This is a genomic window from Agrobacterium sp. D14 (assembly GCF_001526505.1).
In the GTDB taxonomy this organism is placed as follows: Bacteria; Pseudomonadota; Alphaproteobacteria; order Rhizobiales; family Rhizobiaceae; genus Agrobacterium; species Agrobacterium leguminum.
In genome coordinates, this window is the sequence record NZ_ASXX01000063.1 from 22759 (window position 1) to 47544 (window position 24786).

Annotated in this window: 21 protein-coding genes and 1 pseudogene; 14 read left to right on the top strand and 8 right to left on the bottom strand. The window is 60.7% G+C overall.

Going from position 1 to position 24786, the window contains the following annotated elements; all coding sequences use genetic code 11:
• From mnhG to L901_RS23055, 7 genes are all read right to left on the bottom strand, one after another.
• On the bottom strand, positions 1-345 hold the full coding sequence (mnhG, locus tag L901_RS23025) for a monovalent cation/H(+) antiporter subunit G (protein ID WP_003522773.1): 345 nt from the start codon (positions 343-345) through the stop codon (positions 1-3).
• Positions 342-623, bottom strand: coding sequence for a K+/H+ antiporter subunit F (locus L901_RS23030; protein ID WP_003522772.1), 282 nt, complete (start codon positions 621-623; stop codon positions 342-344). The genes mnhG and L901_RS23030 overlap by 4 nt, the downstream gene beginning before the upstream one ends.
• The gene (locus tag L901_RS23035) at positions 620-1108 is read right to left on the bottom strand and encodes a Na+/H+ antiporter subunit E (RefSeq protein WP_003522771.1); all 489 of its coding nucleotides are present in this window, start codon (positions 1106-1108) and stop codon (positions 620-622) included. The genes L901_RS23030 and L901_RS23035 overlap by 4 nt, the downstream gene beginning before the upstream one ends.
• On the bottom strand, positions 1105-2751 hold the full coding sequence (locus L901_RS23040; protein ID WP_059760529.1) for a monovalent cation/H+ antiporter subunit D: 1647 nt from the start codon (positions 2749-2751) through the stop codon (positions 1105-1107). Before L901_RS23040 ends, L901_RS23035 begins: the two co-directional genes overlap by 4 nt.
• Positions 2748-3083 carry a Na+/H+ antiporter subunit C gene (locus L901_RS23045; protein WP_059760531.1) on the bottom strand — a complete coding sequence of 112 codons (336 nt, stop codon included), beginning with the start codon at positions 3081-3083 and terminating at the stop codon, positions 2748-2750. Before L901_RS23045 ends, L901_RS23040 begins: the two co-directional genes overlap by 4 nt.
• Positions 3083-6001, bottom strand: a complete 2919-nt coding sequence (locus L901_RS23050) for a monovalent cation/H+ antiporter subunit A (protein ID WP_059760533.1) — start codon at positions 5999-6001, stop codon at positions 3083-3085. Before L901_RS23050 ends, L901_RS23045 begins: the two co-directional genes overlap by 1 nt.
• Positions 6002-6107: 106 nt before the next feature.
• On the bottom strand, positions 6108-6485 hold the full coding sequence (locus L901_RS23055; RefSeq protein WP_059760534.1) for a hypothetical protein: 378 nt from the start codon (positions 6483-6485) through the stop codon (positions 6108-6110).
• 517 nt (positions 6486-7002) lie between these two features.
• Here L901_RS23055 and L901_RS23060 point away from each other — a divergent pair.
• The 13 genes and pseudogenes from L901_RS23060 (at position 7003) to L901_RS23120 (ending at position 20505) form a co-directional block, all read left to right on the top strand.
• Entirely contained in the window at positions 7003-8598 is a 1596-nt protein-coding gene (locus L901_RS23060) for a globin-coupled sensor protein (protein ID WP_249936962.1), read from the top strand.
• Complete coding sequence (locus L901_RS23065) at positions 8598-8897, top strand: STAS domain-containing protein (protein WP_003503483.1); 300 nt, start codon at positions 8598-8600, stop codon at positions 8895-8897. The genes L901_RS23060 and L901_RS23065 overlap by 1 nt, the downstream gene beginning before the upstream one ends.
• Complete coding sequence (cheY1, locus tag L901_RS23070) at positions 8894-9259, top strand: chemotaxis response regulator CheY1 (protein WP_003493773.1); 366 nt, start codon at positions 8894-8896, stop codon at positions 9257-9259. Before L901_RS23065 ends, cheY1 begins: the two co-directional genes overlap by 4 nt.
• Before the next feature lie 16 nt (positions 9260-9275).
• Positions 9276-11542: pseudogene (locus L901_RS23075) on the top strand (chemotaxis protein CheA).
• 13 nt (positions 11543-11555) lie between these two features.
• On the top strand, positions 11556-12464 hold the full coding sequence (gene cheR / locus L901_RS23080) for a protein-glutamate O-methyltransferase CheR (protein ID WP_003522764.1): 909 nt from the start codon (positions 11556-11558) through the stop codon (positions 12462-12464).
• Positions 12461-13516, top strand: a complete 1056-nt coding sequence (cheB, locus tag L901_RS23085) for a protein-glutamate O-methylesterase CheB (RefSeq protein WP_003522763.1) — start codon at positions 12461-12463, stop codon at positions 13514-13516. Before cheR ends, cheB begins: the two co-directional genes overlap by 4 nt.
• Positions 13516-13905: a chemotaxis response regulator CheY2 gene (cheY2, locus tag L901_RS23090; protein ID WP_003503467.1), complete on the top strand. Its 390-nt coding sequence runs from the start codon at positions 13516-13518 to the stop codon at positions 13903-13905. Before cheB ends, cheY2 begins: the two co-directional genes overlap by 1 nt.
• Entirely contained in the window at positions 13902-14447 is a 546-nt protein-coding gene (cheD, locus tag L901_RS23095; protein ID WP_003522762.1) for a chemoreceptor glutamine deamidase CheD, read from the top strand. The genes cheY2 and cheD overlap by 4 nt, the downstream gene beginning before the upstream one ends.
• A gap of 14 nt (positions 14448-14461) precedes the next feature.
• Positions 14462-14845 (top strand): hypothetical protein, encoded by a 384-nt coding sequence (locus L901_RS23100; protein WP_003522761.1) that lies wholly within the window; start codon positions 14462-14464, stop codon positions 14843-14845.
• A gap of 129 nt (positions 14846-14974) precedes the next feature.
• The gene (gene fliF, locus L901_RS23105) at positions 14975-16657 is read left to right on the top strand and encodes a flagellar basal-body MS-ring/collar protein FliF (protein ID WP_059760537.1); all 1683 of its coding nucleotides are present in this window, start codon (positions 14975-14977) and stop codon (positions 16655-16657) included.
• Between the two features lie 370 nt (positions 16658-17027).
• Complete coding sequence (gene visN / locus L901_RS23110) at positions 17028-17759, top strand: transcriptional regulator VisN (RefSeq protein ID WP_035262791.1); 732 nt, start codon at positions 17028-17030, stop codon at positions 17757-17759.
• Positions 17760-17812: 53 nt separating this feature from the next.
• Positions 17813-18514 (top strand): transcriptional regulator VisR, encoded by a 702-nt coding sequence (gene visR, locus L901_RS23115; RefSeq protein ID WP_003522758.1) that lies wholly within the window; start codon positions 17813-17815, stop codon positions 18512-18514.
• A gap of 143 nt (positions 18515-18657) precedes the next feature.
• A complete protein-coding gene (locus L901_RS23120; RefSeq protein WP_059760539.1) occupies positions 18658-20505 on the top strand; it encodes a methyl-accepting chemotaxis protein in 1848 nt (615 codons plus the stop codon).
• 57 nt (positions 20506-20562) lie between these two features.
• Here the strand turns inward: L901_RS23120 and L901_RS23125 are convergent, their stop codons facing one another.
• Positions 20563-24072 carry a hybrid sensor histidine kinase/response regulator gene (locus L901_RS23125; RefSeq protein ID WP_059760541.1) on the bottom strand — a complete coding sequence of 1170 codons (3510 nt, stop codon included), beginning with the start codon at positions 24070-24072 and terminating at the stop codon, positions 20563-20565.
• Positions 24073-24291: 219 nt separating this feature from the next.
• Here L901_RS23125 and mscL point away from each other — a divergent pair, with 219 nt between their 5' ends.
• Positions 24292-24720 (top strand): large conductance mechanosensitive channel protein MscL, encoded by a 429-nt coding sequence (gene mscL, locus L901_RS23130; RefSeq protein WP_059760543.1) that lies wholly within the window; start codon positions 24292-24294, stop codon positions 24718-24720.
• Positions 24721-24786 lie beyond the last annotated feature (66 nt).

Genomic DNA, 24786 nt, shown 5'->3' on the forward strand with positions numbered 1-24786 from the left:
CTAAAGATGCTCCCGATTATCCGTATTCTGCTCCGCCCGGTCCCGATAAAGTGCTGCCCGGCCGAGCAGCATCAGGGAAACCGGGGTCGTCACCGTCATGAAAATGCCGATGAAGATTTCGTGGAAGGCGAAGCGGTCGCCGGAGACGGAGAAATAGATGATCGAGGCCATGACGATGCCGCCGGTGCCCCAGCTGGTGCCGAGTGTGGGCGCATGCAGGCGCTCATAGAAGCTGTTGAGCCTGGCAAAGCCGATGGTGCCGATCAGCGTCAGCGAGGCGCCGAGCAGCACGAAGAAGGCCACGGCAATGGCGGCCCAGAGGGGAAATTCGTGCGCCTCGCTCATTCGATCACCTCGCCGCGCATCAGGAATTTGGAAAGGGCGACGGTGGAGACGAAGCCGAGGATGGCGATCAGCAGCGATGCCTCGAAATAAATGTCGTTGCCGGTGCGCAGGCCGAAGGTCAGGAGAAGCAGCATGGCGTTGACATAGAGCGTATCCACGCCCAGCACGCGGTCCTGCGCGCGCGGGCCGATGGCGATGCGATAGACCGAGATCGCCATGGCAATGGCGAGCATGAACTGCGCCAGCGAAAAGGACCAGAAAAGGATAATCGAACTCATTCGAATATCTCCATCAGCAGTTTTTCATAACGGTTCTTGATGAGGCTTATCCAGGCCGCCTCATCCACATCGTCGAGAACGTGAAGCAGCAGCGTGCCCTGGCTGGAATTATATTCGAGCCATGCGCTTCCCGGCGTCGAGGTCAGGATCGTCGCCAGAACCGCAAGCGCCATCGGGTCGCGAATATCGAGCGGCACGGCCAGGAAGCCGGATTTGCGGTCCCTCTCGCGCTTGAACAGGATGATCTTCACGACCGAGAGATTGGACCTGACGATATCGTAAAGCACGATCAGGATCAGCTGCACCAGCCTGTGCCAGTTGCGGATGCGCGGTTTGGCGGGCCTGAGCGACGCCATCGCCCAGGAGGCGACAAGCGCAACACCGGTGCCGAGCAGCAGATGCCCCGGCGAAAAGCTGTTGATCGTCATCCAGAAGAAGATCAGCGAGATCGTCAGCAGCGGGTAGGGCAGGACACGGCTTATCATGGCTCTGCCTCCGGGTTGCTTCCCGCTCGGGGTGCGGAAATGACGCCCTGAATATAGCTCGCCGGCAGGTCGAGAATACGCGCCGTTTCCTGCATGTATCGCATCACCGGCCCCGCCTGCACGGTCATGGCGAGCGTCAGGCCGAGCAGCAGCATCACGGGGGCGATTTCGATGACGAGCACGCGCGGCACGGTGCCTTCGATGGAAGCCCAGAAGGTGCGGATGCCGGCGCGCGTCATCGAAATCAGTGAGGCGAAACCGGCAAAGACGATCAGGAAAACCAGCCACCAGGACAGTGTGGAAACGCTGTCATTGGCGCCAAGCCCGGAAGGATTGAGAATGGCGGTCAGCATCGAGAATTTGGCGATGAAGCCCGAAAGCGGTGGCAGGCCGGCCAGAAGAATGCCGCAGGCGGCAAAACAGGCGCCGAGCACCGCCATGGTGGCGGGCATGGTCACGCCGACTTCTTCTTCCTCCTCTTCCTCGTCGCCCTCGCCATAGGCCTCCATGGTCACGGCAAGAACGTTCGCGCCGGCATCCTGTCCGCGCTCGACGAGTTCGATCAGCATGAAGAAGGCGCTGATGGTGAGGGTGGAGCTGACCATGTAATAAAGCGCGCCGGCCGCAACCGTGGGATTGCCGGTGCCCATGGCGGCAAGCAGCGTTCCCGACGAGACGAGAACCGAAAAGCCGGCCAGCCGCCCCAGCGCCTGCGACGCCAGAACGCCGATGGCGCCGAAGATGATGGTGGCGATGCCGCCGACCAGCAGGGCATCATGGCCGAAACCGGCCGATTCCCCGGCCGTCTGCCCGAAAAGCAGGAAGGACAGGCGGGCGATGACATAAATCCCGACCTTGCTCATGATGGCGAAGAGCCCGCCCACCGGGGCCGACGCCGCGCCATAGGCGGAAGGCAGCCAGAAATTCAGCGGCCACATGCCGGCCTTGACCAGAAAGGCGATGCCGAGGATGGCCGAGCCGGTTTCCAAGAGCATGCGCTGATCGGGGTTGAGCCCTTCGATGCGATGGGCGAGATCGCCCATGTTCAGTGTGCCGGTAACGCCATAGATGAGGCTGACGCCGATCAGAAAGAACAGGGCGGCGACGAGGTTGATGGCGATGTAATGCAGCCCGGCCTTGACGCGCTGCTGGCCGGAACCGTGCAGCAGCAAACCGTAAGAAGCGGCCAGCATCACTTCGAAGAAGACGAAGAGGTTGAAGAGGTCGCCGGTCAGGAATGCACCGTTGACGCCCATCAGCATCATCTGGAATAGCGAATGGAAATGCGCGCCCGACCTGTGCCACTTCGCCATCGAATAGATCAAGGACGGGATGGCAAGCAGCGCCGTCAACAGCACCATCAGGCCCGAAAGACGGTCGGCGACGAGCACGATGCCGAAGGGCGCCGGCCAGTTGCCGAGCAGATAGACGCCGCTCGAAACCACGGCGGCGATCTCGGTATTGACCGTCGAGTTCACCTCGCGGAACAGCAATATGGCGACCGCCAGCAACAGCACGGTCGAGGTGAGGCTGATGGCGGCTTTCGCCACGCGCTGGCGCTCGTCGAAGAACAGCAGAAGGGCCGCGGTAATCAGCGGCAGAAGAATGGGCGCGATGACGATGTGGAAGGGGAACGACATCATTTCGTCTCCCTCCCGTCCACATGGTCGGTGCCGGTGAGGCCGCGGGCGGCAAGCAGCACGACGAGGAACAATGCGGTGGTGGCGAAACCGATGACGATGGCCGTCAGCACCAGCGCCTGCGGCACGGGGTCGGCGAGCGTCGAACTGTCGACGCCATTGGCCAGCACCGGCGGCGCATTGGTCTTGATGCCGCCGACGCCGAAGATGAAGAGATTGACGGCGTAAGACAGCAGCGAAAGCCCGACGATGACCTGATAGGTGCGCGGGCGCAGCACCAGCCACACGCCGGAGCCGGTCATGATGCCGATGCCGATTGCAAGAATAAGTTCCATTACACGTCCTCCGCTTTTGCGGCTTCAGGCGTGCGAACGCGGTAGTTACGCAACGATTGGTGTGCCAGTGCTATCAGGATAAGAACAACGGAGCCGACGACCAGCGAGAAGACGCCGAGGTCGAACAGCAGGGCGGATGCCGTCGGCATTTTGCCGATATAGGGTATCTCCGTATACTGGAAATAGGAGGTCAGGAACGGGTAGCCGAAGTACCAGGAGCCAATACCCGTCGCCGCCGCCATCAAAAGGCCGAAACCCATCCAGCGCAGCGGCAGGATGCGGATGCGGTCCTCCGCCCAGCGCGCCCCACCGGCAAGATATTGCAGCAGAAAGCCGATGGCCATTGTGATGCCGGCCGCAAAGCCGCCGCCCGGCAGGTCGTGCCCGCGCATGAACAGGAAGATCGAGAAGGTGATGATGACCGGGAACATCCACTGCATCACGATGGACGGCACATAGAGATAGTCGCGGACCGTATCGCCATTGCTCCGGTCTGGCCGTTCGGCATCGAAGGCGTTCTGCATCTGCTGCTGTTCCGGCACCCCGATGCTTTCATGGGCGGGGCGGAAACGGCGAAGCAGCGCAAAGACGGTGAGCGCGACGATGGCCAGCACCGCGATTTCGCCGAAGGTATCGAAGCCACGGAAGTCGACGAGGATGACGTTCACGACATTGGTGCCGCCGCCTTCGGTATAGGCGCGTTCGAGGAAATAGGTCGCAATCGCGTTCGGCACCGGCAGCGTCATCACGGCATAGGCGATGACGGACATGCCGATACCGCTGCCTGCGGCCAGCAAAAAGTCACGGGCGCGGCGAAGCTGCGCCGGCAGCTCATCGCTGCTGTCGACCTTCTCGACGCGTTTCGGTAGCCATCTGAGGCCGAGCAGGATGAGAACCGTGGTGACGATTTCCACCAGCAGCTGGGTGATGGCCAGATCCGGCGCGGAAAGCCAGACGAAGGTGAGGCAGGTGACGAGGCCAGAGACGCCCAGCATGACGAGCGCGGCGAGGCGATGATATTTCGCCTGCCAGGCCGCACCCATGGCCGCGATCATGCCGATCAGCCAGAGAATGGCGAAGATCGGATCGAAGGTCGTGACGCGCGGCAGCGACAGGGAGAATTCCGAAAGGAAGAGAGGCGAGAAACCGGCGAGAAGCGCCACGAGGATAAGAAGCCTCAGCTGCGGCTGCAGACGCCGCGTGCCGAGCGTGCTTTCCAGCCACCGCGCCCATTTCCAGGACACGGTGACGAGAATGCGCTCGAAGATGCGCTGTCCCCGCAAATGCCGGAAGACCGGCGGACCGTCGTCGCAGCGCGAGAAATAACCGCCGAGCAGGGCATAGATCGTAACGCCGCCGATCAGCGCCGCAATACTCATGATCAGCGGCAGGTTGAAACCGTGCCAGATCGACAGGCTGTAGACCGGCGTTTGCGCACCGAGAACCGAAAGCACGGCCGAATGCAGGAACGGGCCGATGGAGAGGCTCGGAACGATGCCGACGATCAGGCAGGCGAAGACGAGGAATTCGATGGGGAAACGCATCCAGCGCGGCGGTTCGTGCGGATGCGGGTTCGGCAGATCGACGGGCTTGGGGCCGAAGAACACCGTATGGATGAAGCGTAGCGAATAGGCGACGGCGAAGGCGCCCGATAGCGTCGCGACATAGGGCAGTGCCCGGTCCAGCAGTGAGTCGGCATGGGTTTCGACGGCCTCGGCAAAGAACATTTCCTTGGAAAGGAAGCCGTTGAACAGCGGCACTCCGGCCATGGCCGCACTTGCCGCCATGGCGAGCGTCGCGGTCGCCGGCATATAGGTATAAAGCCCGCTTAAGCGCCGCATGTCGCGCGTGCCGGTTTCATGGTCGATGATGCCGGCCGCCATGAAGAGCGAGGCCTTGAAGGTGGCGTGGTTGACCATGTGGAATATGGCCGCCACTGCCGCCAGCGGGCTGCCGAGGCTGAGCAGCGTGGTGATGAGGCCGAGATGGCTGATGGTGGAATAGGCGAGCAGACCCTTGAGGTCCTGCTGGAACATGGCGAAATAGGCGCCGAGCAGCAGGGTGATGATGCCGGCCGCGCCCACCAGCCAGAACCATTCCGGCGTGCCCGCCAGTACCGGCCAGAACCGCGCAAGCAGGAAAACCCCGGCCTTCACCATGGTGGCCGAATGCAGATAGGCGGAAACGGGTGTGGGCGCCGCCATGGCGTTGGGCAGCCAGAAATGGAACGGAAACTGCGCGCTCTTGGTCAGCGCGCCGCCGAGAATGAGGATGAGCGCCGGTACATAGAGGGAATGGGCGCGGATGGCCGCACCGGCCTCGATGATCTTGTCGAGGTCATAGCTTCCCGCCATATGGCCGAGGATCAGCAGGCCGGCCAGCAGGCTGAAGCCGCCGATGCCGGTCACGGTCAGCGCCATGCGTGCGCCGTCGCGCGCACCGGCGTTCTGATGCCAGTAGCCGATCAGCAGGAACGAGAAGATGCTGGTCATTTCCCAGAAGATCGACAGCAGGATCACGTTGCCGGAGAGCACCACGCCAAGCATCGAGCCCATGAAGGCGAGCAGGAAGGCGAAGAAACGGGGGATCGGGTCTTCGGCCGACATATAATAACGCGCGTAGAGCACCACCAGCAGGCCAATGCCGGTAATGAGCATCGTGAAAATCCAGGCAAATCCGTCCAGCCGCAGGGTAAAGTTCAGGCCAAGCTGGGGCAGCCATTCCACATCATACTTGAGAACCGCGCCGCCGCTGACGCTCGTATAGAGAAAAATGCTGCTGACAAGGCCGAAAAGGGCGACGCCGCCCGCAACGGAGGCGGGACCGGCGGCCGCACCCTCGCGCGGCATGAAGGCCGTCAGAAGCGCGCCAACGAAGGGCAATGCGACAATGAATGGAAGAATGGTTGCAAGTGTCATATGCGGCGGCGGTTTTCTCTCTGGAATGGGAGCCTACGGCGGGTTTCCGACGACTCCGATCCCTCAAGGTTCGCAATGAACCGAATGATGAGGACCGCCGGAATGACTAATACATAATATGCGGAGGCGCGCGTGGAACCACGCTGGCAAAGTCTCGGAAAGCTTGTGGCACGATGGCAACAGCAACGAGCGAGACGTCGGCATTATCCCTGAGGCTCGGGGCGGGTGACGCAAACGCGTCCAGGCGAAAGCCTGAGCCGGCATCGCCGGTCCTGCAGCCGAAATCATTGCCGCTATTGCAATCCTTTTCGCGAAGAGAAAGGGAACGGCCGGGATCGACGCTCTGCAATCGTTCGAGGCGGCTGGTTTTGGAAAGGGGCTTGACGCCGGCCGGCGCCTGAAAGCCGATCATGACGAGCAGGCTCGCGACCACGAGGCCGATCAACACTTGCGGATGGCGCCTTGAACTGCGGCCTTTCTCCATCCATGGCAAGTTGGCATCTCCTTGATCGTAAAGGTCTCTTTAAAGCATCACCGTTGAGCGAATATCCTGTTGATTTGTTTTAGGGGAAGCCGGACATGCTTGTCCAGCGCGCATGCGGGAAAAACCGCCCGCACCGTCCGATTCCTTTTCGTTTTTGCCCGTTTGCGGCAAAGTGAGGGCGGCATTGGCTAAAAGCTTTTACAAATTTTACCGTTTGACGCCGACGCCTGTGTTTCTTAACTTTCAAGCAAGGAATTAACCATAAAGATTGATGGTATTTCCACGGCGGAATGGGGTTCTCTCCCCTTCCAGGCATGACGCCGCACTGCCGTACCGGTGCCGATCCGGTATTTTCGTTTCTTGGTTCAAGAAGGTCTGGCAGGCGTCGATGCCGCATCGTCCGCGATGGGTATGTTCGTTCAAAAATCCCCTTAGGGTGCTGGCGTTCTGAACCTTGGCCAATTTGGCCGGGTTTTACCGGCCGTCATGTTGTTGGGGACGTCGGTTGGGGCAGGATTTGCCATCAGATCAAGCGCGCAGATCGGCAGGCGGAAGCCTGGCGGGACGGTTGCGTTTTGCCGGCCTCGACGAGACGCAATCCGATTTCCTGCGCAGCTATCGCAGCATGCTGGAGCCTTACGTTAAGGCCGGCCTGCGGGACGTGATGACCCGTTTCCAGTCCATGCCGGACTGTTCTCCGTCTTTCGAAAGCGAAAATCAGCTCGACCGCCTGCACGATCTGCAATCCTCGCACTGGAGCGTTCTGACCGATGCGCGTTTCGATGCACTCTATGCCGAGCGGGTGAAGGTTCTTTCCGACAATGCCAGCCGCATGGGGCTCGATCCGCGCTGGCAGATCGCCAGCCACGCGGTGGTTCTGGAACATCTCGTCGGCGGGCTGGTGGCCGAACATGCACCGCGCTCCATCCTGCCCGGCAACCGCAAGAAAACCCGTGAACTGGCGGAAGCCGTCAAGAATGTCGTCCGTCTGGTGATGGTCGATACCGAAATCGCTGTCTCGTTGCGCTTCAACGAATTGCGCCTGCGCCATGGCCGCGAACTGGCGGAACAGCGCGACAATGACCGCTCCGAAGCGGCGAAGTTGCTGGGCACGGCATTGACGGCCTTTGCCGCAGGCGATTTGCAGGCCCGCATCGGCGGCGAAGTGCCGGAAGCCTATCGCGATGTTGCGGCTTCCTTCAACACGGCTCTGGAAACGATCGGCGCATCGCTGATCGCGGCGCAAAACAGCATCGGCGAGGCCGAGGCGCTCGGCGCGCGCTTTGCCGATATGGGCCGCTCCATGGCCGAGCGCTCCCGCCAGCAGGCCGAAGCGCTTGCCGAAACCTCCCGTGCCATCCAGACGATGATCGGGAACGTTGCGGAAAACGGCGCGCGCATATCGGCCACGGAAACGGCTGTTTCCCGCGCCCGCGAGGCGGCGGTCGAAAGCGGCAAGGCTATCGGCGAGGCGATTGACGCCATGTCGGACATCGAACAATCCGCCGAACAGATCGGCAGGATCATCGGCACGATTGACGAGATTGCTTTTCAGACCAACCTTCTCGCCCTCAATGCCGGCATCGAGGCGGCGCGCGCGGGTGAAAGCGGACGTGGTTTCGCTGTCGTCGCGCAGGAGGTCCGGGCGCTCGCCCAGCGTTCCGCCGACGCTGCAAGGGAGATCAAGAGCCTTGTCGGCACCACCAAGACGCAGGTCGAGGGCGGTGTGCGCATGGTCAACCGCACGCAGGACGCAATCGGCGGCGTCGTCCGGCAGGTCTCGGGCATCAACGACATGATCGCGGAAGTCTCCCGGCATACGGCCGAGCAGGCCGGCGAACTGCAATCGGTTGCCGCCGATATCGGCGAGCAGCAAAGGCAGGCCGGCCGGAACGCCGTCGATATCAGCGCGAGCGCCTCCGAGGCCGATGCGCTTCAAACCGTTATTCTCGAACTCGGCCGCACCATCCGTGAATTCCGCATTGCCCGTCAGGGGCAGGCGAGAGCGGCATCCGGTGCGGACCGGCAGGACACTTCATTTATGGCTCGTGCGGATAATCGCACGGATTACGGCCAGGATTACCAACAATTCAGACGTCAGGGAGTCATGTAATGGCAGCCAGAAAAGCAGCTGAGGCGACGCTGAAACTGTCACCGGTGCTGGATCTCAACGAAGCATCGGCCCTGCACGGCAAGCTGATGACGCTGAGGGGAGCACCTTTGTCGGTAGATGCGTCCGAGGTGGAGCGTATCGGTGCGCTTTGCGCCCAGGTCCTCATGGCCGGCGCGAAATCCTGGGAAGAGGACGGCAAGCCCTTCGGTTTTGCCAGGGTGTCCGATGCATTCGACAAGACGATGAAACTGATAGGCGTCGATATTGACCATTTGCTCCCCAAGGAGATGCAAAAGTGAAGAAAAAAGTTCTTACCGTGGATGATTCCCGGACGATCAGGAACATGCTCCTGGTCACGCTCAACAATGCCGGTTTCGAAACCATTCAGGCCGAAGACGGCATCGAGGGCCTCGAAGTGCTCGAGCAGAGCAACCCCGATGTTATCGTGACGGACATCAACATGCCCCGTCTCGATGGTTTCGGCTTCATCGAGGGTGTACGGCGCAACGAAAAGTATCGTGCGATCCCGATCCTCGTTCTGACGACCGAAAGCGACGCAGAGAAGAAGAACCGCGCCCGTCAGGCCGGTGCGACAGGCTGGATCGTCAAGCCGTTCGACCCTGCGAAACTCATCGATGCCATTGAACGCGTAACCGCCTGATACGGGACATTTCACGATGGATATGAACGAAATCAAGGAAATCTTTTTCCAGGAATGCGAGGAGCAGCTCGCCGAACTGGAATCGGGGCTTCTTAAATTGAATGACGGCGACCGCGATCCGGAAACCGTCAACGCCGTTTTCCGTGCCGTTCATTCCATCAAGGGCGGGGCGGGTGCCTTCGGTCTCGATGATCTCGTGGCCTTCGCCCACGTTTTTGAAACGACCCTCGACTGCGTCCGCTCCAACAAGCTGGAGCCGACACAGGATGTTCTGAAAGTCATGCTGCGCTCCGCCGACGTGCTGGCGGACCTGACCAATGCGGCCAGAGACGGCGGCAGCGTCGATGAAAGCCGCACCCGCGGCCTCGTCAAGGAGCTGGAAGCGCTGGCAAACGGCGAAACCGTACAGGTTTCCGCGCCCGTGGCAGCGCCGGCTGCCGTCAAGGCGCCGCAACCCGTCGCACCCAAGCCGACGGATGAGAGCGGCTTCGAGCCGATCCCGTTCTCCTTCACGGACTTTGCCGACGAAACCACGCCGCTGATGGAAGCGCCATCCTTCCAGATAACCTTCAAGCCGCATGCATCGCTTTATTCGAAGGGCAACGAGGCGGCACTTCTCCTGCGCGATCTTTCGCGCATCGGCGATATGAGCATCAATTGCGACATGTCGGAGCTGCCTTCTCTAGACAAGCTCGATCCTGAAGCATCCTATCTTTCCTGGACTGTTTCGATTGCGACCGACAGGGCGAAGAGGGTATCCGCAGCGTCTTCGAATTTGCCGAATGGGATTGCGATCTCGAAATCGTTCCGGTTGTTTCGGATGCCGCAGACGATGCGGAAGAGCTTCCGATGATCCCGGTGCCGTTCGATCTTTCGGCCCTGGATAGCGGACCGGAAGAGCAGCCCGCTGTTGAAATCGCCACGGCTGAAGCGTCCTACGTTGCCGCAGCCGTCGAAACGGCCGTCGCGACGACGCAGATCGCCCAGAGCGTCAATGCCGCCATCGAAAAGCGTGAAGCGGCGGCAGCGCCTGCCGCGGCCCAGGCGAATGCCAATGCGGCGGCCAATGCCAGCGCCGGCCAGACCATCCGTGTGGACCTCGACCGTGTCGACCGCCTGATCAACCTTGTCGGTGAGCTCGTCATCAATCAGGCGATGCTGTCGCAGAGCGTCATCGAAAACGATGCGAGCGGCACCTCTGCCGTCAATATGGGTCTGGACGAACTGCAGCAGCTGACGCGCGAAATTCAGGACAGCGTCATGGCGATCCGCGCGCAGCCGGTGAAGCCCGTCTTCCAGCGCATGTCGCGTATCGTCCGCGAAGTCGCCGACATGATCGGCAAGCAGATCCGCCTTGTCACCGAAGGTGAAAACACCGAAGTCGACAAGACGGTCATCGACAAGCTGGCCGAACCCCTGACGCATATGATCCGCAATGCCGTCGACCACGGCATCGAAACGCCGGAAAAACGCGAAGCGGCGGGCAAGAACCCGGAAGGCACCATCAAGCTTTCGGCCAAGCACCGCTCGGGTCGCATCCTCATCGAGCTTCAGGACGATGGCGCCGGCATCAACCGTGAGCGCGTTCGTCAGAAGGCAATCGACAACGATCTCATCGCCGCCGATGCGAACCTGACGGATGAAGAAATCGACAATCTGATCTTCGCCCCGGGCTTCTCCACCGCCGACAAGATTTCCGACATTTCCGGCCGCGGCGTCGGCATGGATGTGGTCAAACGCTCCATTCAGGCGCTTGGCGGCCGCATCAGCATCTCCTCGCGCCCCGGCCATGGCTCGACCTTCACCATGAGCCTGCCGCTGACGCTCGCCGTTCTCGACGGCATGGTGGTGACCGTTGCCGGCCAGACGCTGGTGGTGCCGCTGACGGCAATCGTCGAAACCCTGCAGCCGGAGGCGAAGAACATTCATTCCTTCGGCGCGAACCAGCGGCTGATCTCCATCCGCAATTCCTTCTGCCCGCTGGTCGATGTCGGCCGCGTGCTGAACTTCCGCCCGACCCAGGCCGATCCGGTCGAAGGTGTCGCTCTTCTGGTGGAATCGGAAGGCGGCGGCCAGCGCGCCCTGATGGTCGACGCGATCCAGGGCCAGCGTCAGGTTGTCATCAAGTCGTTGGAAGCCAACTATACCCATGTTCAGGGCATCGCCGCCGCCACTATTCTGGGTGACGGCCGTGTCGCGCTTATTCTGGATGTCGATGCCATCGTCAGCGCCTCGCGCGGACAGCCCCTGAAGCAGGAAATGTCGCTCGCGGCGACAGGTTGAAAGCGGATCATCCATGGCAGCACTTAATTTCAGCGACCAGCGCCAGTCTCCCGACGAGGTTCTTGCCAGCGGCGAATATCCGCTGACGAGACGCGACCTGTCGGAAATCGCGGCGATGATCTATGCCGATGCGGGCATCTACCTCAACGACACCAAGGCGTCGCTGGTTTATTCCCGCCTGTCGAAGCATATCCGCAATCTCGGCCTGTCGGGTTTCCGCGAATATTGCGCATTGGTGTCCTCGCCGGATGGCGCGCAGGCGCGGCGCGAAATGCTGTCGCATCTGACGACGAATTTCACCCGCTTCTTCCGCGAAAACCATCATTTCGAACATCTGCGTGACGAGGTCCTGCCGGGCCTCATCGCCCGGGCGAAGAGCGGCGGTCGTGTCCGCATCTGGTCGGCCGCCTGTTCGGATGGGCAGGAGCCCTATTCCATCGCGCTCACCGTGCTCGCCATGTTTCCGAATGCGGCGGATTACGATTTCAAAATCCTGGCGACGGATATCGACCCGAAGATTTTGGCGCAGGCCCGGGCAGGGGTCTATGACGACAATGCGCTCGAAACCGTGTCTCCCGCCATGCGCAAGCAATGGTTCACGGAGGTCGATGCCGGCGGTCGCCGCAAATTCCGCATCGACGACAAGGTCAAGCGTCTCATCACCTTCAACGAATTGAACCTGATGACGCAATGGCCCTTCAAGGGCAATTTCGACGTGATCTTCTGCCGCAACGTCGTCATTTATTTCGACGAGCCGACGCAGATGCGCATCTGGTCGCGTTTTGCCGGGCTGCTGCCGGAAGGCGGTCATCTTTATATCGGGCATTCCGAACGCGTCTCCGGTGACGCCAAGAACCTGTTCGACAATACGGGCATCACCACCTACCGCTTCACTGGCCACGCTTCGGGGAGGAAGGCATGAGCGCACTCGCACGGGTACTCGTCGTCGATGATTCGCCCACCATGCGCGGCCTGATTTCGGCTGTCCTCAAGGCCGATCCGGAAGTCGAGGTGGTCGGGCAGGCCGGCAACGCCATGGAAGCACGCGCGGCCATCAAGCAGCTCAATCCCGATGTCGTGACGCTCGACATCGAGATGCCGGAAATGAACGGGCTGGAATTTCTCGAAAAGATCATGCGCCTGCGGCCCATGCCGGTCATCATGGTCTCGTCGCTGACCCATCGCGGCGCGGATGCTTCGCTGGCCGCACTTGAAATCGGCGCCTTCGACTGTGTCGGCAAGCCGGCGCCGGGCGATGCACGCCCCTTCGGCGATCTCGCCGACAAGGTGAAGGCCGCTGCCCGCTCTCAACATGCCGCCTACCGTGCGGCGCGCCCGGAAGCCGCCGCCGCGCCGCAGCCGGTCCCGGTCAGTGAATATCGGGCTGGGCGCAAGGTCGTGGCCATCGGTTCCTCCACCGGCGGTGTCGAAGCGTTGATCGCCGTGCTGCAGAAATTCCCGGCCAATTGCCCGCCGACCGTCATCACCCAGCACATGCCGCCGACCTTCACCAAGAGTTTTGCCGAACGGCTGAACCGCATCTGCGCCCCCGTGGTGGAAGAGGCGACGGACGGTGCGCGTCTTCAGACCGGCAAGATCTATCTTGCGCCGGGCGGCGAGCGCCATTTGCAGATCGCCAACCGGTCCGCACCCTGCTGCCGGCTCGTCGAACGCGATCCCGTCAACGGCCATCGCCCCTCCGTCGATGTGCTGTTCGATTCGGTGGCTGAACTTGCCGGCCGTAACGCCGTCGGCGTCATTCTCACCGGCATGGGCCGCGATGGCGCAGCCGGGCTGTTGAAAATGCGTCATGCCGGCGCGCGCACCGTCGGACAGAACGAAAAAACATGTGTCGTCTACGGCATGCCCCGCGTGGCCTATGAACTTGGCGCCGTGGAACAGCAACTCCCGCTGGCCTCCATCGGCGAAGAAATCCTGAAACTAACCACTGCCCGCAAAGAAGGTGCTGACTAATGTCTCTCGCAGAAAAGATCAAAGTTCTGATCGTCGACGATCAGGTGACCAGCCGGCTGCTCCTCAGCGATGCGCTGACACAGCTCGGCTTCAAGCAGATCACCGCCGCCGGTGACGGCGAGCAGGGAATGAAGATCATGGAGCAGCAGCCCCATCATCTCGTCATTTCCGACTTCAACATGCCGAAGATGGACGGTCTCGGTTTCCTGCATGCCGTCAGGGCCAATCCGACCACCAAGAAAGCCGCCTTCATCATCCTCACCGCGCAGGGCGACCGCGCGCTGGTGCAGAAGGCAGCACAGCTCGGCGCGAATAACGTGCTGGCCAAACCCTTCACGATCGACAAGATGCGCGCTGCCATCGAAGCGGTTTTCGGATCGCTGAAATGATTGAAGCTGCGGCCAAGCGCGTACATATCATTCAGGGCGAGTATAAGGTCGTCAGCGATCCCGACGTGGTGCTGACGACGATACTCGGTTCGTGCGTGGCCGCCTGTCTGAGAGACCCCGTTGCCGGCTTGGGAGGCATGAATCACTTCCTGCTGCCGGGAACGGGAAATGTGACCGGCGGAGACGCCACGCGTTACGGTGTGCATCTCATGGAGCTCCTGATCAACGGCCTCCTGAAGCAGGGGGCGCGGCGTGACCGGCTGGAAGCCAAGGTTTTCGGCGGCGCCAAGACGATTGCCAGCTTCTCCAACGTCGGCGAGCAGAATGCCATCTTCGCCATGCAGTTTCTCAAGGATGAAGGTATTCCGGTCTTAAGCTCCTCCACGGGCGGGGATCACGGCCGAAAGATCGAATTCTGGCCGGTCTCCGGGCGTGCACGTCAGCATCCCCTCAGCGGCGCGGAAACCCAGAAGACGGTTGCCATGGAAACGCGTCCGGTGCCGGCCCCCAAGCCAGTCGCCAACGACATCGAATTTTTCTAGTCACGGAGTTTCCAATGCAGCTTGCAGAGCACACCGCCGCCACTCCGTTCGAAGAAGCCCTGCCGGACGTTCTGATGCGCGTGGTATCGGAACTGCACGACGTCGCCTATCTCATCGAGCGCATCGAGCCGCAATTGCTTGAGGTGACCAGCGGTCAATTGTCCAGCGAAGGCGTCAAGCTGCTGCAGGGCATCGACCTTGCTGTCCAGAAAACCCGCGGCCTTGCGGAATTCATCGATACCATCACCGGTTCCATCCCCGGAAACTGGATCGTGGATGTCTCCACCGCCCTCAGCCTCGTCAAGCTGGCCGAAATGCAGAAGGCGCTCGGCGCGGCCTTTCGTCATGGCCATTCCCAGCCGCTCGACAAGGCCTCGGGCGACTTCGACCTGTTCTAGAGCTATTTCGGCCAGCGTTGCCGTCCTTCGCGGAATGCGGAGAAAGGCAACGCTCGCGCAAGCTTCGCACCCTATTGTCACGACGGGGCCAAAAGGTCTCGGACTCTATGAATGACGGTGCGGAACAGAATGAATCTGTTAAATCAAATCCCTCAGGTCTTGAAGAATGTCGCGGCGCTGGGGCAGACACGGCTGCTGATGCTGGGCGGCGTGGGCGTTGTGTCCATGGCCATCATCCTTGCCGCAGCTCTTTACGTGAACCGTCCCGCTTACGAGACCCTCTATGTGGGGCTTGAAAAAAGCGACCTTAACAAGATCAGCATTGCGCTCGCCGAATCGGGTCTGGACTTTCAGGTGGGGACCGATGGTTCCAGCCTTCAGGTTCCTGTCGGCCTCACCAGCAAGGCAAGGCTGCTTCTGGCCGAGCGCGGCCTGCCCGACAGCGCCAATGCCGGTTATGAGCTTTTCGACAATGTCGGCTCTCTCGGCCTGACCTCCTTCATGCAGGAAGTGACGCGCGTTCGCGCCCTTGAAGGCGAGATCGGCCGCTCGATCCAGCAGATCGACGGCATTGCGGCCGCACGCGTCCATATCGTCATGCCTGACGTCGGCAATTTCCGCCGTGGCGAACAGAAGCCCACCGCATCGGTCATGATTCGCGCCAGTGCTTCGGCCGGCCGCAAGGCGTCCGCCTCCATCCGTCACCTCGTCGCCTCGGCCGTTCCCGGCCTTGAAGTCGACGATGTGACCCTGCTTGATTCGACCGGCCAGCTTCTCGCCTCCGGCGACGATGTCACTAATGCCGCCATGAACCGCTCGTTGACGCTGGCGCAGAACGTGCAGCAGGAAATCGAAACCAATATCGACAAGGCGCTGGCGCCTTTCCTCGGCATGGACAATTTCCGCTCCAGCGTCACGGCGCAGCTCAATACCGATAGCCGCCAGATCCAGGAAACCGTCTACGATCCGGAATCGCGCGTCGAGCGCTCCGTGCGCACGGTAAAGGAAGACCAGAAGTCCCAGGAAACGCAGCCGGATACGGCCGCGACCGTGGAGCAGAACGTACCGCAGGCAGCACCCCAGGGCGGCGGCGGCGGTCCGCAGTCCTCCGACCAGTCGGCCAAGAAGGAAGAGCAGACCAACTACGAGATCAATTCCAAGACGGTAGCCACGGTCAAGAACGGCTACACCGTCGAGAAGATTTCGGTCGCGGTCGTCGTCAACAAGGGCCGGATCGCCAAGATGGTCGGCGAGCCCGCCGATCAGGCGAAGATCGACGCCTATCTTGCCGAAATGCAGAAGATCGTCACCTCGGCAGCGGGCATTTCCTCCGACCGTGGCGACATCGTCTCGCTGACGGCGATGGACTTCCTCGAAACGCAATTGCTGGATGAGGCCGCAAGCGGACCGGGCATCATGGAAGTGCTGAGCCGCAATTCCGCCGGCATCATCAACTCGCTCGCCTTTGTCGCGGTCGCCTTCCTTGTCGTCTGGCTCGGTGTACGCCCTCTGGTCCGCACGGTGACCGGCAACGGTGCCGCCGCAGGTCAGCTCAGCCAGGAGGCCGCCGGTCTCGAACTGCCGGATTTCTCTCCCGGCATGGATGCGGGCGCAGGCGGTCTCATGGAAGGTTTCGGGGCGGATTTCGGCTTCGACAGCACCGACGACCTTCTGGCAGGCGGCGATGGCGAGGGCACATTCAACCGCCGGGTTCGCGAAGGACCGGAACGCAGGCTCTCCCGCATGGTGGAAATCAGCGAGGAACGAGCCGCCAAGATCCTGCGCAAATGGGCGGTGGAAAAAGCAGCATAATATCGAAAAGGCCGGTTTTACCCGGCCTTTTTTCCGTTTTTGGGCTTTTTGCTATGCTTGGCGGGCGAGCCGTGGCAATCTCGTTTCAGGACAGTGTTTACAAAAAATTCAGCAACGATACAGTTTGCTGGGAATTGGCTGAGAATGCCGTTTATGGATTGAACAGCTTTTCAGTATGTTTTTTTAGTAATAGACGAGCAGGGAAATACGTGGAAAGGCTGGTGTCAGGTAATGGCAAATCCCAGTCCGTTCCATAAAATGAAGTGATTCGGTCTCCGGGGGTTTGCCGTCCCATTTTGGTAAGCTTCTCGAATGGAATGATTCCATCCCGAGGTATAATCTCCCACTGGGAGCAAGAGGGCGTAGGCGATTGAAAGTCGATGTTGATATCCGCAGGCTGTCTGCCAAGCCTATGGAGGGCATGGGTAAGCCCTTGCCGCGCGATCAGCTTGCTAAAAACGTCGCAGCCACGGCTGCTGCCGGTAACGTTGCAGGCGCACTGGATCTGCTCGTAACCTACGCTGGCGCCTCGCATTATCTGCTGGCGCGGGATGATCTTCTCGAAGAAACCGGACTGAAATTCATCGTCACCTCCGACTGGCCTTTCGATCTGGTCCGCAGGCTTGGTATCGAACTGGCCAACAGCCAGAACAGATCGAGCGAAATGGAGAAATGCCTTTCGCTTCTGCAGCCGCGGCTGCTCTTCCTTCCCGACGATGTTTCAGTTCCCTACGGCATAGATCGGCAATATTCGGCGCTGTCTTTCTGTGTGGGACGCATCCGGCTTTCGCTGCTGCTGCTGTTTCCCGAAGAAGCGGTGCCTTCGCCGGAACGGCTGCGCGAAATCGCCCTGCTGACGGGCTATTGCGTCAGCTTCGGCATTGCCAGCGAAGCAAAGACCGTGCGCGATATCGATCTCACGGAGCGCGAACTGGAATGCCTGTTCTGGATCGCGGAAGGCAAGACGAGCGATGAAATTGCGATGATCCTTGGCATTTCGCGCAATACGATCAATAATTACATTACAAGCGTGATGCGTAAAACCGCGACGAAAACCCGCTCGGAGGCAATTGCCTACGCCGTGCGCAACAACCTCGTATAATGGTCGGACGGATGGTACAGACGAAAGACAATGAGGGTTCAGGTCAGACGGGCATGTTTTACCGCAGCCCTGTCGTGACGAGCCGGTCGGATCTTTTTCCGAAGCTCGTCGCCATGCAGAAGCTGGTCGGCGCGCGCAATTTCGTGGTGACGAAGGCTGCCGCTTCCGGTTTCCCCAACAAGAAGAAGCTGACCTGCGAGCTGGAAAACTGGGGCATGAATGCCGCAGAGCAGAGCGCGCAGTTCATCCGCGCCGTCGGCGACATTCTTCTCGATCATATCGAGACATCGCTCCTGCCGGTCATCTGGCGCAACAAGAATGCCGGTGGCTTTGCCGATCTTCCCGATGTGCCCGCACTTCTGCGCCGCATCGAGAACGACACATTGCCCTATGCGGGGCTGGCGCTCCCGGTGCGGCTCGGCACCATCGGCAACGGTTATATCGTCTTCTGCGGCACCAACCTCGTTCTCGACAATGAGGTCGTGATCGAACAGCACATCAAGTGCTGCGAGATCATGGTGGACATGCTGGCGCTGGACGAGCGCAAGGCGGCGCCTTCCGAAGCCTTGAGCGAGAGGGAAATCGCCTGCCTGCAACTGGCGGGGGACGGCCGTATCAGCGAAGAAATCGCGGTCAAGCTCGGGCTTTCCGTGCACACCGTCAACGCCTATCTCGGTTCGGCGACGATCAAGCTCGATTCCGTCAACCGTATCCAGGCGATCGCCAAGGCCATTCGGCTCGGTTATATCCACTGATGGCGGACGGGTTTTCCCGTCCCTCATAAGCCGGCAGGCGCCGGCCCGGCTTGTGCCCCCCTAAAAGGCGCTATCGACACTTCGCGTTTTTTTAACAGTTGCCTACTAGAACTTTTATAAGTTTGGCTTTGGGGAACTGTTTCATGCACAACCGGCTCTTTAAGTCCGTTGCCGGCAAGGTCGTCGCGTTGACGATCGGCCTGATCACGCTCAGCGTGGCGGCAGTTGGTTTTTCGACCTACATTCGCTTGAAGGACAACATCATCACCACCGCGCTGCGTGATACGCACAGCGCAATGCGCGGCATGGCCATCCTCTATGAGATGAAGGTCGGCGGCGTTGCCCTCGAAATGGTGGATGGCGAGTTGAAGAGCGTCGGTCGCGCCAGCATCGGAACGATGCGTGACAATGACCTCGTCGATCGCACGGCAGCCGGCAACGGCGGTATCTCTACTGTTTTTGAAGCCAAGGCCGGCGAGTTCATTCGCCTGACCACCAATCTGAAGAACGAAAAGGGTGAGAGAGCAGCAGGCACCAAGCTTGCTACCGATCATCCCGCTTTCCCGAAAGTTTCCAAGGGAGAGGCCTATTTTGGCACCGCCACACTGTTCGGCACCAGCTACATGACCGGTTATATGCCGGTTACGAACAAGACCGGCGCAACCGTCGGCATCCTGTTCGTGGGCGTTCCCATGGATGTCTACGATGCGCAGATATACAGCCTGCGCGACATGATGCTGATCTGCGGCGCGCTCGCCATGCTTGGCGTCGGATTGCTCGCCTATTTCGTCATCAAGCGCACGCTTCAGCCGCTTGGCAAGCTGACCGATGCGGTGAAGTCCCTTTCGGACGGCAATCTCGACACGCCGATCCCCTACGCCACCAACACCAATGAATTCGGCAATATCGCCCGCGCGCTGGTGATTTTCCGCGAGAATGCGATCGAGAAACTGGCGATTGAGGGCAAAAGCGCCGAGGAGCGCTCCGCAGCCGAGTCCGAACGTCACCGCAACGACGCCGAGAAACAGGAACTCGACGGCCAGATCGAATTTGCGGTCAGCGAGATCGCTTCCGGCCTCGGCAGGCTCTCGCGTGGCGATCTGAGCCGCACCATCGAGACGCCTTTCGCTGGTCGTCTCGACCGTCTGCGCACGGATTTCAACGAATCCCTACTCAATCTGCGCGATGCGCTGGGGCAGATCCGCGAGCGCACGCTCATCATTCAGCATAGTGGCTTTGAAATCGAGCAGTCGTCGGTCGATCTGTCGAAGCGTACCGAAAATCAGGCCGCCTCGCTGGAAGAGACCGCCGCCGCCGTGGACGAAATCACCGTCACGGTCAGATCCTCGGCTGAGCGGGCGCGGGAGGCCAATGAGGCCGTGCGCATCACCAAGCAGAGCGCCGACAGTTCCGGTTCGGTCGTCAGCAACGCCGTCGACGCCATGGGCCGCATCGAAGACGCCTCGCGCAAGATCGAGCAGATCATCGAGGTCATTGACGACATCGCCTTCCAGACCAACCTCCTAGCCCTGAATGCGGGCATTGAGGCGGCGCGCGCGGGTGAGGCGGGCAAGGGTTTTGCCGTGGTGGCGCAGGAAGTGCGCGAGCTTGCCCAGCGCTCCGCCGACGCGGCCCGCGAGATCAAGCAGCTCATCAACCAGTCGACGCATGAGGTCAGCTCCGGCTCGAAGCTGGTACAGGAGGCGGGCACGGTTCTTTCCGCCATCAGCCAGCAGATCGTTACCGTCAGCCAGCATGTCGAAACCATCGCGACGGCAACGCAGGACCAGTCCTCCGCGCTTCATAACGTCAACAGCTCCGTCAACCAGATGGACCAGATGACGCAGCAGAATGCGGCGCTTGCCGAACAGTCGAGCGCGGCCAGCCGGGTGCTTTCCGGCGAGGTGGAAGCGCTGCTCGATCTGGTGCAGCGGTTCCAGATGGAGCAGGGTTCGGCGACCGGCAGGGATCGCTACACTCAGGCGGCCTGATGGGTCTGTTTTTTTTGAAGGTCAAAACCGCTCCCGGATCGCAAGGTCTGGGAGTTTTTATTCGGCCGCTGCCCGCACTGTACTGGATATCTGGTTGATATAGGCCCGCAGCGCCGCCGGTTTGACCGGTTTGTGCTGAACTGAAATCCCATATTTTTCGGCATCGCTGCGCACTTCCGGGCTGCGGTCCGCCGTCACCAGCAGGGCAGGGATCGTCTTGCCGTAAAATGCCCTGATGAGACGGATGGCGCTGATGCCGTCGCCATCGTCCAGATGGTAATCGGCGACGATGACGTCGGGAGCTTCGGTCAAAGTGAGGAAGGGCTCCTCAAGCGTCGCCACGGAACCTGCGGGTAAAACCTCACAGCCCCATCCCGTCAAGAGTAGCGTCATGCCCTCTAGGATTTTCGGCTCGTTGTCGATGCACAGGACCCGGACGCCCTGAAGGCGGTCGCTGGCTGCGGGACTGGCTATCCCACTATCGGCTTTGGCCGGTACGAGGCGATCCGCCTCGCGCGGCAGGTGGATGCGGAAGGTCGTGCCTTTTCCGGGGGTGGAAATCAGCTGTACCGGATGGTGCAGCATGCGCGACAGCCGGTCGACGATGGAAAGGCCGAGCCCGAGGCCGGATGCCGTTCTTGCACCCTCGTCCAATCGGGCGAATTCCTTGAAGACGGTGCGAAATTTGGATGAGGGAATGCCGATACCGGAATCCGTCACCTGAATGACCACTTCGCCGCCCCGGCGGCGTGCGCCGACGACCACCTTGCCCTTCAGCGTGTATTTGATGGCGTTGGACACCAGGTTCTGTATCAGACGCCGCAGGAGATTGGGGTCCGAGCGGACCGTGAGCGAGGTCGGCATGACCACGAGGTCGAGGTTCTTCTCCTGCGCCATCGGCGCGAAATCGGTTTCGATGCGTTTCAGTAGCTCATTCAGCGGCACGGATGTCATACGCGCCTTCATCGAGCCAGTGTCGAGACGGGAAATATCGAGAACCGCGCCGAGAATGGTTTCGACCGATTCCAGCGCCGAATCGATATTATGGACGAGATCGCTTTCTCCCGATGCGCCAAGCCGTTCGACCAGCGAGGAAGAATAGAGGCGGGCGGCATTCAGCGGCTGGAGAATATCGTGACCGGCGGCGGCGAAAAACCGTGTCTTGCCGATATTCGCCTCGTCGGCGGATGCCCTCGCTTCCGCCAGTTCGCGGTTGACGCGGGTAAGCTCCACTGTTCGCTCCGCCACGCGCTGCTCCAGCGTCTCGTTCGCCTGTTTCAGCGCCTGATCGCTCGCCACACGCTGGGTGATATCGGTGAAGGTGGCGACGATGCCCTTGTCCGGCATGGTGTTGGAGCGCACTTCGATGATGCGCTCGCCGCCCGCCAGCACCAGCGAGAAGGGCAGGTCCATGGTCAGGAAGCTGGTAATCAGCTCATTCGTGTCGCCGTCAGGCATGTCGCCGCGTTCCTGCAGCATCGAAACGATATCCGTGAGCGGTACGCCGACCTGCCCGAATTGTTCGGGCAAATCCAGCAGCGTGCGGAAGCGCCGGTTCCAGATGGTCAACTGCTGCGAACTGTCGAAAACCGCAATGCCCTGATCCATCTGGGCGAGCGCGGTTTGCAGCATGTCCTGATTATATTGCAGGGCCTCGCTTGCCTGATCGAGCAGCCATGCCGTGTCCGCGCTGGTATCTTCCGCCTTCTGAAGAATGATCGAAAGCACCAGGCGGGCGGAGGAGGAGCCGATGGCGCTGCCCAGCAACTGTTCGGAGAAATGGATCAGCGCCATGTCCGCCGGCTGATCGTCATTGAGCTTCCTGCCCGCTGTCTTTTCATAGGTCGCGAGTGACCGCAACATGCGCTCCTCGCCGAGATAACGGGCGACCGCGCTTTTGAGGTCGCCGACGCTGACACGGGTTTTCCAGCCGCGCGTGGCGAATTGCGATTTCGAGTGGCGCTTGACGAAGATGCCGGACTGGATGCGCTCCACTGGCCTCGGATTGCGCGAAAGCGAGCCGAGCACGAAGGCAAGGCTGTTGACGAGCAGGCTGAGAATGACCGCATTCACGAACGGGTCGGCTTCAGGCCCGTTGAACACCGTGCTGCCGGAAAACAGGAAGCCGAGAATATTCGCCGCGACCTCGGAATTATCCGGCCCGCCGAAGCTCGGCAGGAACAGCAGATAGGCCCAGACGAAAAAGCCGGAACTCAGCCCGGCGATTGCGCCGCGCGCATTGGCGCGCCGCCAGAACAGCCCACCGAACAAAGCGGGGGCCATCTGGGCAATGGCGGCAAATGCCAGAAGGCCGATGGAGGCAAGGCCCGTGGCGCTGTCGGCGGCGCGATAATAGCCGTAGCCCAGAAGCAGCACCGCAAAGATTGCCGTCCTGCGGATGTTGAGCAGCGTCTTGGCGAAGTCGTCCCGGTGCGGAGAACGGTTCAGCAGCTTCTGCCGAAGGAAGATCGGCATGACGATGTCGTTGGAAATCATGATCGATAGCGCCACCGAGGCGACGATCACCATCGCGGTCGCCGCCGAAAATCCGCCGATGAAGGTGATCAGCGACACGACCGGCATTTGGTGATTGAGCGGCAATTGCAGCACGTAGAGGTCGGCATCGCCATTGGCGCCGAGCGTCAGAATGCCGGCCAGCGCAATCGGCAGCACGAAGATGTTGATCGCGATGAGATAAAGCGGCAGCAGGAACCCCGCCATGCGCAGCTCCTGCGGCGTGCGGTTTTCAACCACGGTGACGTGGAACTGGCGCGGCAGCAGGATGATGGCGAAGCCGGAAAGCAGCGTCATCACGATCCAGCGGCTGACGGGCGTGTGATAGGATATGGCCCGCATGGCCTGTTCGTTATCGGAGGCGAGCTGCCATAGGTGCACGGGACCGTCGAAGAGCACGAAGAGCACATAAAAGCCGACGGTGCACATGGCGACGAGTTTGACCAGCGATTCCATCGAGATCGCCAGAATGAGCCCGTCCTGATGTTCGGTGGCATCGGTGTGCCGGGTGCCGAACATGACGGCAAACCCCGCCATGACGATGGTGACGACCAGCGGCAGATCGAGGAAATAAAGATTGCCGCTGCCAATGCCGTAATCGCCGGGATCGACCATCGTCGCCACCGAGCTGGAAACGGCTTTCAGCTGCAGAGCGATATAGGGAATGGCGCCGACGAGAGCGATGATGGCGACGATCATCGCCACGGTGGAGTTCTTGCCGTAACGGGCGGCAATGAAATCCGCAACGGACGTCAGCTTTTCCGTTTTCGCCAGTTCGACGATGCGGCGGATGATCGGCATGCCGATGGTGAAGGCAAGGATCGGGCCGGTATAGATGCCGAGAAATTCCAGCCCCCTGTCTGCCGCGAGCCCCACGCCGCCGAAATAGGTCCAGGAGGTGCAATAGATCGCCAGGCTGAGCGCATAGACGAACGGACGCCCCTTGTTCGGAGCGTTTCTTTTACGGCTCTTCCTGTCCCCATAGCTTGCAACCGCAAACAGCAGCAGGACATAAGCGAAGGCCGAACCGAATATGATCCACCCAGGAAGCACGCATCCTCCCCATGCAAGAATTCCCTGATATCAAGCATAGGCGAATTCCGCGCCGTTGAGAATGAGCGCGGTCTGAGCATAAAGTTCAAGGTGAGCGTGCAAAAAAGCTAATAAATGCAATCCCGCGGATTCCAAATGAAGCCCGGACCCTATATGGTTCGACCCGTAGGGACAGTCACATAGCTTCAGCTCGCGAAGCAGGAGAGAGGGACAATCTGAATGCTTAACGAATTTAAAACCTTCATTGCCCGCGGCAATGTCATGGATCTGGCCGTGGGTGTTATTATCGGTGCGGCTTTCAGCAAGATCGTCGACTCCGTCGTCAACGATCTCATCATGCCGATTGTCGGCGCCATCTTCGGCGGGTTCGATTTTTCGAACTACTTCCTGCCGCTGAGCTCCAGCGTCAACGCCACGTCGCTCGCCGCCGCCCGCGATCAGGGCGCCGTCTTCGCTTATGGTAGCTTTCTGACGGTTCTCATCAACTTCCTTATCCTCGCCTGGATCATTTTCCTGATGGTCAAGGGCGTCAACAAGCTGCGCGATTCGGTTGAGCGCAAGAAGGTCGAGGAAAAGCCGGAAGCAGCGCCGCCGCCGGAAGACGTCAAGCTCCTCACCGAAATCCGCGATCTGCTGAAGACGCGTTGATTATCGCCATCGTCCCCGGCCTGATTTGCCGGCTCACGCGGCCGGCGGTCTCCTGCCGGGGGTGAT